The 11,424-nt window shown below is 45.3% G+C and carries 13 protein-coding genes; 10 read left to right on the top strand and 3 right to left on the bottom strand.

Features of this window, described 5'->3' with window-relative positions; all coding sequences use genetic code 11:
- The first annotated feature begins 129 nt into the window (after positions 1 to 129).
- From B9T10_RS07120 to B9T10_RS07075, 10 genes are all read left to right on the top strand, one after another.
- On the top strand, positions 130 to 810 hold the full coding sequence (locus B9T10_RS07120; RefSeq protein ID WP_018122636.1) for a response regulator transcription factor: 681 nt from the start codon (positions 130 to 132) through the stop codon (positions 808 to 810).
- Entirely contained in the window at positions 803 to 2,194 is a 1,392-nt protein-coding gene (locus tag B9T10_RS07115) for a HAMP domain-containing sensor histidine kinase (RefSeq protein WP_008315679.1), read from the top strand. Before B9T10_RS07120 ends, B9T10_RS07115 begins: the two co-directional genes overlap by 8 nt.
- A gap of 75 nt (positions 2,195 to 2,269) precedes the next feature.
- Complete coding sequence (gene rluB, locus B9T10_RS07110; RefSeq protein WP_094538153.1) at positions 2,270 to 3,310, top strand: 23S rRNA pseudouridine(2605) synthase RluB; 1,041 nt, start codon at positions 2,270 to 2,272, stop codon at positions 3,308 to 3,310.
- Complete coding sequence (locus B9T10_RS07105) at positions 3,297 to 4,247, top strand: ABC transporter ATP-binding protein (protein ID WP_094538152.1); 951 nt, start codon at positions 3,297 to 3,299, stop codon at positions 4,245 to 4,247. The genes rluB and B9T10_RS07105 overlap by 14 nt, the downstream gene beginning before the upstream one ends.
- A complete protein-coding gene (locus tag B9T10_RS07100; RefSeq protein WP_094492644.1) occupies positions 4,240 to 5,013 on the top strand; it encodes an ABC transporter permease in 774 nt (257 codons plus the stop codon). The genes B9T10_RS07105 and B9T10_RS07100 overlap by 8 nt, the downstream gene beginning before the upstream one ends.
- A 31-nt stretch (positions 5,014 to 5,044) precedes the next feature.
- Positions 5,045 to 5,797 (top strand): MlaA family lipoprotein, encoded by a 753-nt coding sequence (locus B9T10_RS07095; RefSeq protein WP_094492643.1) that lies wholly within the window; start codon positions 5,045 to 5,047, stop codon positions 5,795 to 5,797.
- A 2-nt stretch (positions 5,798 to 5,799) separates the two neighbouring features.
- Positions 5,800 to 6,717 carry a lysophospholipid acyltransferase family protein gene (locus B9T10_RS07090; protein ID WP_094538151.1) on the top strand — a complete coding sequence of 306 codons (918 nt, stop codon included), beginning with the start codon at positions 5,800 to 5,802 and terminating at the stop codon, positions 6,715 to 6,717.
- Positions 6,718 to 6,720: 3 nt separating this feature from the next.
- Entirely contained in the window at positions 6,721 to 7,458 is a 738-nt protein-coding gene (locus B9T10_RS07085; RefSeq protein ID WP_094538150.1) for a 16S rRNA (uracil(1498)-N(3))-methyltransferase, read from the top strand.
- A gap of 72 nt (positions 7,459 to 7,530) precedes the next feature.
- A complete protein-coding gene (gene gshB / locus B9T10_RS07080; protein WP_094538149.1) occupies positions 7,531 to 8,499 on the top strand; it encodes a glutathione synthase in 969 nt (322 codons plus the stop codon).
- Complete coding sequence (locus B9T10_RS07075) at positions 8,489 to 9,049, top strand: YqgE/AlgH family protein (RefSeq protein ID WP_063504208.1); 561 nt, start codon at positions 8,489 to 8,491, stop codon at positions 9,047 to 9,049. The genes gshB and B9T10_RS07075 overlap by 11 nt, the downstream gene beginning before the upstream one ends.
- A gap of 35 nt (positions 9,050 to 9,084) precedes the next feature.
- On the opposite strand, the gene B9T10_RS07070 is transcribed toward B9T10_RS07075, so the two are convergent.
- Genes B9T10_RS07070 through nfo form a run of 3 tightly spaced genes read right to left on the bottom strand, consistent with a single transcriptional unit; the run spans position 9,085 to position 11,369 of the window.
- On the bottom strand, positions 9,085 to 9,759 hold the full coding sequence (locus B9T10_RS07070; protein WP_094538148.1) for an HAD family hydrolase: 675 nt from the start codon (positions 9,757 to 9,759) through the stop codon (positions 9,085 to 9,087).
- A gap of 9 nt (positions 9,760 to 9,768) precedes the next feature.
- Positions 9,769 to 10,521, bottom strand: coding sequence for a class I SAM-dependent methyltransferase (locus tag B9T10_RS07065; protein WP_246782175.1), 753 nt, complete (start codon positions 10,519 to 10,521; stop codon positions 9,769 to 9,771).
- The gene (gene nfo, locus B9T10_RS07060; protein WP_008315692.1) at positions 10,518 to 11,369 is read right to left on the bottom strand and encodes a deoxyribonuclease IV; all 852 of its coding nucleotides are present in this window, start codon (positions 11,367 to 11,369) and stop codon (positions 10,518 to 10,520) included. Before nfo ends, B9T10_RS07065 begins: the two co-directional genes overlap by 4 nt.
- Between the last annotated feature and the right edge of the window lie 55 nt (positions 11,370 to 11,424).

Below are 11,424 nucleotides of genomic sequence, written 5' to 3'. Positions count from 1 at the left end.
CTATCAACATGATGCGAATTTAGGTACAGCTCCCCTAGATATTATTGTATAGTGAAGTGTTAATAAATACTTTATATTATCCTTGCTTATACTTTTGTTTAACCTTTTTGTGATTTATAGGATTGCAGTGTGAATAATAAAAAATTATTACTCGTCGACGATGATATAGACTTTTCTGAGCTTTTATCCACTTACTTATCCGGTGAAGGTTTAGAAGTTGTCGTGGCCAACGATGGCTTTGATGCTCTCGCAATTGCACAAACTTCATCTTTCGATGTTTGCTTACTCGACGTGATGATGCCGAATTTAGATGGCATTGAAACGCTCAAGCAATTACGCCAAACCTATCCAAACTTACCGGTGATCATGCTCACGGCTAAATCTGAACCCATTGACCGCATTTTAGGTTTAGAATTAGGCGCCGATGATTACATCTCAAAACCCCCAGAGCCCCGTGAATTGCTTGCACGCATCAAAGCCATTTTGCGCCGTGCTCAGCAAAATGCCACCCAAGGCGTTGAGAGTTTTGAGAAAGAAAAAATTCATTGGGACAAACAAAAGCGCATTTTCTACATCAATCAGCAACCGATTGATTTAACAGGCATCGAGTATGAAATCCTCGTGGTTCTGGCAGAAAATCCAGGAGCTGTGGTGCCAAAAGACACCATTTCCATGCAGGCGATGCACAAAAAATTGCCACCGTTTAATCGCAGTTTAGATGTGCACATTTCAAACATTCGTAAAAAAATCATTGAACACGATGTGGAAATTAAAAGTGTTCGCGGTCGAGGCTATCAGTTAAGTGTTTAAGCAGAAATTTTCGGGCTTTAAGGAGTTTTATAAAAGCTTCTTATTCAGAGCGTGGCTATCTGTCGTTTTAGTCTACAGCATCATTGTACTGAGCGTGCAGCTCGCCTACATTTACATCTCTGATCAATACAATGATGAATGGAAAACCATTTATCATCAAGAGGTCATTCCTGTGCTCTCTGAGCTCGTGATTGCAGGCAATTATGGCACAGATGGCAATCCTGTGTATCGTGTTGAAGCACTGGCGAAAAAGTATGATCAATACATTTCCCTGCACCTTTTAGGCCCGATTACGCCTGACAAAAACATTTTAACCACCCACACAGAGCTGTTTCAAATGAGCGCCATTAAACAGAATCAGCTCTTTTACTTCACCGATCAAAATGACAATCTCTACCTGATTGAAGTGAAAAATCCGAGCCACTCTATGCTTTACTTTGGCCTCTCCTTTGAAGGCTTTGTGATCCGTGGCATTCCGATCTTTTTCTTCATTCTCTTTTTCACCTTCTTTTGGGCGCGCCGTTTTTTACTGCCTGTGGCTGAAATGATCCGCGCTTCCCAACAAGTGGGTAAAGGCAATCTGCAGCAAATTGCCCCTGAGAGCATTCAAATTGCCACGCCTGAGATTCGTGAATTGTGCCAAAACTTCAACATCATGGTGCAAAATCTCTCTAAATTACAAAAATCACAGCAAGAGATGATCTCAGACATTGCCCATGAGCTCAGATCACCCCTTGCTCGCCAAAAATTGGCCATCAACTTACTCAAAGAGCGCCAATTTCATAAATACGATTATAAAGAGCTGCTTGATCGCATCGAAAATGAAGGCTCACGTCTCAATGAATTGATCGATGAGATCCTAAACTATCTGCGCCCATTGCAAAATCATCAGCTTTCCCTGATTGATACAGGCGAAGAGGTTTATTTAACCGCGATGCTTGAATCGTTGATTGATGATGCCGCCTTTGAATTCTCAAAACAAAATAAAGGCATCGAGTTTGACCTTGATTTTGACAATCACATGGTGGTGCGCGGTGATTTCTTAAAATTAGAGCGTGCGATTGAAAACATCATTCGCAATGCCCTCTTTCACACCAAGCCTTACACTAAAATCATGGTGACTTTAAAACTTGATCCTGCCACCAATGAGGCCATCATTGAGGTGAAAGATCACGGCAATGGCGTGCCTGAAGAGCACATTCCATTTTTAACCAAACCGTTTTATCGCGTGGACAGCGCCCGCAATAAAAAAGATGGCGGCTATGGCTTAGGGCTCACGATTACGAACGAGATCATCAAGCATCACAATGGCTCGATCTCCTTTGAAAATGGCGCCGTCGATGGCTTAATTGTCACCATTCGCTTACCACTTGTTGAAGATTAAATAAATGCAATAGGCTTTAGGCAGTTTTTTCGGTAGAATATAGACCTTTTTCTATCACATTTTATCGGAAGAACTATGAGCGAACGTTTACAAAAAGTATTGGCAAATCTTGGTTTAGGCTCGCGCCGCACCATGGAGGATTGGATTCGCGAAGGCAGAATCAGTGTCAATGGTAAAGTGGCCGCCCTTGGCACCACCGTCGATGGTTCAGAGAAGATCCTTGTGGATGGTCAGCCGATAAAATTGGATGATTCCCCATTCGTGCGCCGCATCATTGCGTATAACAAGCCTGTGGGCGAAGTGACGACGCGCAATGATCCTGATGGCCGCCGCACAGTGTTTGACAGCTTGCCACCCATCAAAAATGGCCGCTGGATCTCCATTGGCCGTTTAGACATCAATACACAAGGCTTATTGCTCCTCACCAATGATGGCGAATTGGCCAACAAAATGATGCATCCCTCAAGCGAAATTGAGCGTGAATATGCCGTTCGCGTGCTTGGCACCTTAACAGAAGAGATGGTGACAAACATGAAAAACGGTGTGGAATTTGAAGATGGCCTCTCTAAATTTGATGACATTCTCTACTCTGGCGGTGAAGGCGCGAACATTTGGTATCACGTCATTTTAAAAGGCGGTAAAAACCGTGAAGTTCGCCGCTTATGGGAATCTCAAGGCTTAACCGTGTCTCGCTTGATTCGCGTGCGCTATGGCAGTTTTACCTTGCCAAAATCATTGCGTGCCGGTCACTCCATTGACTTAGAAATCGATGACACCAAAGCCTTATTAGAAGATGCAGGCATGCAATTTAGAATGGAAAACTTCTACGTTGCCCCTGAAAATAAACGCGGCGCGTATCGTGCTAAACCCAACCGTAAATTTGCCCCCGATCGCCCAATGGGAGATCGCAAATCTCGCGGAGAACGCACCGATCGCTCAGCGCGAACAGACAGAAGTGAACGCGCACCGCGCACAGAACGCAACGAGCGTTCATCACGCCCATCCTTTGGGGATGCAAAGCGCTTTGATGGCGCAAAACGTAGCGACAGCAGCCGCTCAGCGCGCCCTGCTCGCGCTTCTAATCAATCAAACAATCGTAGATATGACAGAGATTAATGCAAAGCAACCGGCCCTTGCCATTCGTGGATTAGCAAAAACCTATCACAATGGCAAAGTGGCATTAAAAGGCATCGATTTGACCGTGGCACAAGGCGACTTTTTCGCCTTGCTTGGCCCAAATGGTGCAGGTAAATCCACCACCATCAGCATCATTACGGGTTTACTCGATGCATCGAGTGGTCAAGTGGAGATTTTTGGCCATGACCATAAAAAAGAGATGCGCGCTGCAAAATCCTTAGTGGGCTTAGTGCCACAAGAGTTTAACTTCAATCAGTTTGAATTGTGTGAGGACATCCTTGTCAATCAAGCCGGTTACTTTGGCGTGCCACGCAAAATTGCCAAAGCGCGCGCCGCAAAATATCTCAAACTGTTAAACCTTTCTGATAAAGCCCGCGTGATGGCGCGCAATTTATCCGGTGGGATGAAGCGCCGTTTATTGATCGCGCGTGCTTTGATGCATGAGCCAAAGCTTTTGATTTTAGATGAACCCACAGCAGGTGTAGACATTGAGATTCGCCGCCAAACGTGGGAGCTTCTTCAAGAGATCAATGCAACCGGTACAACAATTATTTTAACGACGCATTATCTAGAAGAGGCAGAATTGCTCTGTAAAAACATCGCCATCATCAGCCATGGCGAGATTATCGAGCATTGCTCGATGGATCATCTTCTGCGTCAACTTCAATCCGAAGCCTTTGTGCTGAGCTTACATGCACCTTTAACCGAAGCGCCCAAAGCAGCACCGGGCATTGACTTTCGTCTCATCAATGAGATGACCTTAGAGGCTGAAATCACCAAGCCCCACACCATCAGCGAAGTGTTCAACACATTGAATGCACAAAACATTCAAGTGGAAACATTGCGTAACCGTGCCAATCGCTTAGAGGAGCTTTTCATCAAACTGACGGGAAACCATGAGGACAGCCATGAATAAACATGTCAATTGGATTGCCTTCCAAACCATTCTCATCAAAGAGATTTTGCGCTTTGTGCGCATTTGGCCACAAACCTTATTGCCCCCTGCCATCACCACAGCTTTATACTTTGTGATTTTTGGGAAAATCATTGGTGGAAAAATTGGCGACATGGGCGGCTTTAGCTACATTGAATACATTGCGCCAGGCTTAATCATGCTCACCGTCATCAATAACAGCTATGCGAATGTGGTCTCCTCCTTCTTTGGGGCAAAATTCCAACATTATGTGGAAGAATTACAAGTCTCGCCCGTGTCTAATCTGCTCATCATTTCTGGCTATGTGGCAGGCGGCATTGCGCGCGGCGTCTTTGTGGGCATCATTGTGACGATTGTCACACTCTTTTTCACACCGATCTCCATTCAGCACTTTGCATTGACGATCACGGTCTTTTTACTGACCTCTGCTGTCTTTGCGCTCGCTGGCTTTATCAATGCGGTGTTTGCCAACTCATTTGATGACATCTCCATTGTGCCCACTTTTGTCTTAACGCCCCTCACCTATTTAGGCGGCATTTTCTATTCCGTGACATTGTTGCCACCGTTTTGGGAAACGCTCTCCTACTTCAATCCAATTTTATACATGGTCAATGGTTTTCGTTACAGCATGCTTGGCATCTCTGACATTCACATTGGTTGGACATTAGGCTTACTGAGCCTGTTATTGGTGGTATTGTTTGCAGCGGCGAATCATTTGATGAATCGCGGGACTGGGTTAAAATACTAAAAATTTCTAAAAACTTTCTTTTGAGCATCCCATGACTAAATTAACAACGCTTCTTCTTGGCACTTTGATCCTCGCAGGTTGTGCGGGCAGCAATCCGGCTGACCCTTATGAAAGCTATAACCGTAAAGTGTATGCATTCAACACCACGGTGGATGAAGTTTTATTAAAACCTGTGGCAACAGGTTACCGTGCGATTACCCCAGAGCTCATGCGTGAAGGGGTTTCAAACGCCTTTAACAACATCACAGAACCACGCAACGTGGTCAATAACCTATTGCAAGGCAAACCGGTGGCCGCGCTAGAATCGATGCATCGTTTTGTCTTTAACAGCACCTTTGGGCTAGCAGGACTCATTGACCTGACCCACACCTTTAAATTACCAGAGTATCAACAAGCGGATTTTGGGATGACGCTTGCCTATTATGGTTGGAAAGACACCAACTATTTCCTCTTGCCATTCTTGCCACCACGCACCATGCGTGATCAAGTGGGCTTTGGGGTCGATGTCTTTGCCACCAATCCAAAAGGCTACTTCATTGACTTTAAAACGGAAGTGGCGCTTGCAGCCGTTGATGCCGTCAATGCGCGCTCTGAATTATTATCAGCCGACAACATCTCTAAGAAAATCTCGCTCGATAACTACACATTCCAGCGCGAAGCCGTTTTACAATACCGCAACAATCAATTGCGTAAAGCAGGCATCGACATTCCTGAAAAATCCTATGACGATGATGACGAGGAGTTTTCCATCGCGGACATCGCCCGTCAAAACGCTGAGCAATAATCATGAGCGATTCGATACCTTTACGCCGCCGCATTCGTGCAAAAGTGATCACCGCTTTGCTACGGTTCTTTGCGCGTTTTTCGCTCAAAAGCTTGTATCGACTCTCTGACCTCATTGCCTTTGGGCTTTACCACATCCCGAATCAAACGCGTAAAATCGCCGCGCGCAATCTACAATTGGCTTTTCCTGAATTGTCAGATGCCGAACGCCAAACGCTACTCAAAGAGACGCTTCGCCACAATTCTGCCACCCTCTTTGAGATGAGTTTTATGTGGCTCAATCCCTATGAGAAGATTTTGCAATCGGTGACCAACATCACTGTGCCGCCTGAATTTACCGAGGATCAAGCACGTTATCCGCAGATGATTTTCATCACGCCGCACTTTGGCTCATGGGAATTGAGTGGCTTATATGCCTCATCCTTGTATCCTTTAGCGACACTTTATCGCCCGAGCCGCCTGTACATTGATCCCATCATCATCGAAGGGCGCGGAAAAAATGGTGCAGTGCTTGTGTCCACCACCACGCAAGGCATTCGCGACATGATGAAAGCCATGAAAAATGGGCGCAGCGTTGGCATTTTACCGGATCAAGATCCTGGCCATGGCGAAGGCATTTTCGCGCCATTTTTTAATCTGCCCACCAATACGATGGGACTTGTTTCTCGGCTGGCCAATCGCTTTGACATTCCAGCCTACATTGTGGCCTCAAAACGCGATTTAGCCACGGGCACGTTCACCATTGAGCTCATTAAAATTGATGATCAATTGCGTGATCCAGACACATTGACCTCCATCACTGCGCTCAATCACGCCATTGAAACAGAGATCCGCAAAGCCCCTGAACAATATTTGTGGACATATAAACGCTTTAAAACTGCCCCCGAGGGCGAACCTGACCGTTATCAGCATTTGGATTAATTCATGCGCATTTATACTCAAGAACCGCTAGCACCTCACGCAACCGTTGAACTTAAAGACCCACAATTCAATCACATCGTGCGTGTGATGCGTAAAAAAGTGGGCGATCACCTGGTGCTGTTCAATGGTGAAGGTGGCGAATATCCTGCCATCATCCATGACATTGGCAAGCGATCCCTCACTGTGACGCTGCATGCCCACATTGCCATTGATCGCAGCGCGCCATTTGATGTGCATTTGATCCAAAGCTTTGCAAAGTTCGATAAAATGGACTTTGTGTTTCAAAAAGCAGTAGAGCTGGGCGTCAATCGTATCACGCCCTTTATGAGTGAACACAGCAGTTTTAAGCTCAATGACAGCGACAAACAAGATAAAAAGCTCAGCCATTGGCAAGGCATTCTTGAAAGCGCTTGTGAGCAATCTGGCTTGAACAAAGTCCCAATGCTGACGCCTTTTGCCTCCCTTAAAAACATTGAGTCGTTATTGTTAGATCGCCCGTATTTAATTCTCTCGCCCACTGCGGAATGTTCCCTCGGTCATTGGATCAAAAATCATCAGACAGAACATGCATTTGGCATCATCATTGGCCCTGAAGGCGGGTTTAGTGAGGCTGAACTTGCATGGTTATCCTCACAAGACAATTGCCATCCTGTGACCCTTGGCCCGAGAATTTTGCGCACAGAAACCGCCGCCCTCTCTGTCATCAGTAGCTTACATACACTCTTAGGAGATTGGGCATAACCCTTGTTTTTTCTTCACGCAAGCCCCATAGTATTTGGCAACGGAATTTTATTCTCAATTTAGGAAATTGCCATGAGCTTGCCTCGCATATTCTTCGTCATGGATCCGCTCCATACCCTTAACATTCACAAAGACAGCACATTGTCCATGATGATGGCTGCTCAAGATTTGGTGAATGAATGCTTTTACGTGAATCCTGCCCACATCTTCATTGACGAAGGTGTGGTCAAATCCACCGTTCAAGCCGTTACGATCGATTTGACAGAACACGATTGGTATCAGCTCAAAGAAGCTGAAATCGTGACATTTTCAGATCAAGACATCATCGTGCAGCGCAAAGATCCACCCTTTGACATGCATTACATCTATGTCACTTACCTCTTAGAGCTTGCGCAAAAACAAGGGGCACTTGTTTGTAATGATCCGCGCTCCCTTCGTGATTGCAATGAAAAATTGTTCACTGCATGGTTTGCGGATGTGTGCCCCATTACGCTTGTCACCAGTCAATATCATCTCTTAAAAGCCTTCATTGAAAAGCATGAAGACACCATCATCAAACCCCTTGATGGCATGGGCGGCACGGCAATCTTTAGAATCCAAAAAGATGATCCGAATTTAAATGTGATTTTAGAAACCTTAACCGCCCAACAAACCACCACGGTGATGATGCAAAAATATTTACCTGCCATTAAAAATGGTGACAAACGCATCCTCATCATTGATGGCGAACCTGTGCCTTATGCGATGGTGCGCATTCCACCTAAAGGCGAAACTCGCGCGAACTTAGCGGTCGGTGGGACAGCGGTGGTTGAGGCTTTAACTGAACGTGACTTTGAGCTCTGTGCGCGCCTTGCACCTGAACTTAAAAAACGCGGTTTAACCTTTGTGGGCTTAGATGTGATTGGCGGTTACTTAACCGAAATCAACGTCACAAGCCCCACAGGCATTCGTCAAATTGAAAACGCCACCGGCATTCCGGTCGGACGTGATTTAATGACCGTGCTCATTGATCAATGGAAAGCTCAGCGACATGTCAGTTAATTTTCGCGGCCAATTTTTGATCAGCATGCCCCACATCGACGATGAAGTGTTTCATCGTTCGGTGATCTTCGTGCTCGAACATACGGATCAATTTGTGTTAGGCGTCATCATCAATCAACAAAATTTACTCTCAAAAGATGAAATCTCTGCCCAATATGATCTGGCCATTGACCCTAAAGACATGGATAAATTAAATTTCATTTCAGGCGGTCCTGTGCGCTTAAAAGAGCTGTTTGTGCTCCATGAACACATTCAAAAATGGCACAAAGCTGTCGAAATTGCGCCGGGTGTGGACATCACCACCTCTGCCGATGTACTTGCCACCATCATTGAATCGTATCCTGAGATTTCTCACTCCATCATTGACAGCTATTCTGTGTGGAGCACGGATCAATTCAACGAAGAGTTAAAACGCAATGTCTGGATGCCGCTGCCTTTTGATAAGCAGTTTCTCTTCTCTCGTGATGAGCGGGAATTGTTATGGAATGATTTATTTGAGAGCTCCGGCGTGAAAATCCAAAGTTTATCTCAAGAAATTGGCACCGCCTAAGAAAAAAGCGAACATCTGTTCGCTTTTTTATCCTCTTACCAATGGTAATGCTGCTGAATAAAGTCAGAGGCATGCTTTAAGCTTTCGCACTCTTTGAGCAAAGAGGGACGAAGCGCATCCGGCGGCGGCAACATATCTGGCACCATAATCACCGGTACATTTGCCGCAATGGCAGCTTTAGCACCATTTGTTGAATCCTCAAACATCACCACATCCCTGTGAGATTGCCCTAAAAAATCCACCGCTTTATGCACAATTTCTGGGTGCGGCTTCGGATTTTCAATGTGATCGAGCGCATAAATGTGCCCAAAGTGCTCGCGAATGCCATGGTGTGTGAGCATCGCATCAATGAAATGGGCATAATTATTTGAAGCGATCACGCACGGAATGTTCCTTGATGCCAAAAATGCCAATAAATCGGTAGCGCCAGGCTTAATCGCCACATCGCCAGCCAATAAATATCCTTCGGCTATCGATTGCACTTCACGAATGAATTGATCCACATCCTCAACACTCAAAAAGGGAAAATCTTGCTGATAGATGGTGTACAAATCTTGATTCGATGTGCCCAAATAACGGCGATAATAGTGCTCATCATATGTGGTGATGCCATATTTAGGCGCCACCTCAATGCAGATGTCACAATAAAGTTGCTCTGTATTAAACAGCAACCCATCGACATCAAAAATCGCCCCGTGTAATTGTTTCATGTTGACTCCTTAAGGCACGTAAACATCAAGGCGCGTATTGGGCGCTTCAACGCTGTAACTGGGTTTAAAATCGCCCAAATATTCTGATTTTGCAGGTCGCTTAACCACCACGCGCTGCATACCGCGCCCGCTTTTCAGTAAATCAATGGCCAGTGATAGTAATTCTGCACTGTCCGGATCATCGCCCACTAAATCACGCACCATGCGTAAATCTAATTTCACCAATGCTGATTTTTTACGGTGCGGATACATCGGATCCATATAGCAACTGTTTGGCAATGGCATGGCGTCATCTTTCAATGCCAATTTTAAATGATCAATCGAACTCATGGGATTTAATGTAATGCGGGCAGCCATCTCTGGCATCTCTGTTTGAAGGCTAAAAATCGCCTCAGAGAGCAGAATTTGCAACGTGGGATTGCGCTCAAAGAATGTCACTGTACAACCAGAATATGCCAGCAATCCACCATCGCGCCCAAGGCCTGCCGTTAAATCCCACACCGTTTGACCTTCGCCATTTTTCCATTTTAATGCACGCAAAATGGGCTCTTGCGCTTTATTGAGTTTAGAAAAGCGCCACAACTGTTTCGGAGAGGCAAAGTCCACAGTTAATTTCTGTTTCGCTTCATCTTGCCAAAAGAGTGATTGCCCATCCCACACAAAAGAGGGATACGTCAATGGTGCACTTTGTACCGTGTATGTATTGGCCAACTCTGGCATTTGCCCATCTGCTGGCAAAATCAATGCTAATGAATCCATCATGCTTCCTGTGTAAAACTGCGCAATAAACCGATCTCTTGATCCCAAATGTCAGGATTGGTGGTTTCTAAAATTAAAGGAATGCCTTCAAATTGTGGGTGCTGCATAATGTATTCGAACGCCCCTAAGCCAATGGTGCCTTGTCCTAAACTCGCATGGCGATCCACACGGCTTTCAAAGTCTGTTTTCGCATCGTTTAGATGCATCGCACGCAAATATTGATTCCCAACAATCTCATCAAAGGCGGTAAAGGTTTTTTCACACGCTTCAAACGTGCGTAAATCATACCCTGCCACAAAGGCATGACAAGTATCGATGCATACGCCCACGCGACTTTTATCTTCCACATGGTGAATGATCTCAGCAAGCTGCTCAAATTCAAAGCCTAAATTGGTGCCTTGCCCTGCGGTGTTTTCAATCACAGCCACCACATTTTTGGTTTGATCCAACGCAATGTTAATGGACTCGCCAATGCGTGCTAAACAGTCAGAAATATTGATCTTATTTAAATGGCTGCCTGGATGAAAGTTCAGCAACTCAATGCCCAATTGCTCGCAGCGCTGCATCTCATCTAAAAAAGCCTCACGGGATTTGGTGAGTCCCTCTTCTTCCGGATGCCCTAAGTTAATGAGGTAACTGTCATGGGGTAAAATCTGATTGCCTTTAAAACCGAGTTTGAAGCACTCCTTTTTAAAGTTGGCAATCACTTTTGGCTCAAGCGGCTTGGCCTTCCATTGGCGCTGGTTTTTCGTAAATAAGGCAAATGCGTTTGCCCCAATATCTTTCGCTCGCTGCGGTGCTAAATCCACACCACCTGATGCGCTGACATGTGCGCCCACAAAATAGGTCATACCTTTCAATCCCATCAACAAAAGTTTACATTTTAATGCAGTTAAATGTTTTTTA

The organism is Wohlfahrtiimonas chitiniclastica (genome assembly GCF_002252325.1).
Classification (GTDB): domain Bacteria; phylum Pseudomonadota; class Gammaproteobacteria; order Cardiobacteriales; family Wohlfahrtiimonadaceae; genus Wohlfahrtiimonas; species Wohlfahrtiimonas chitiniclastica.
Note: the sequence above shows the minus strand (reverse complement) of the source record. Positions and strands in the feature narration are given on the sequence as shown.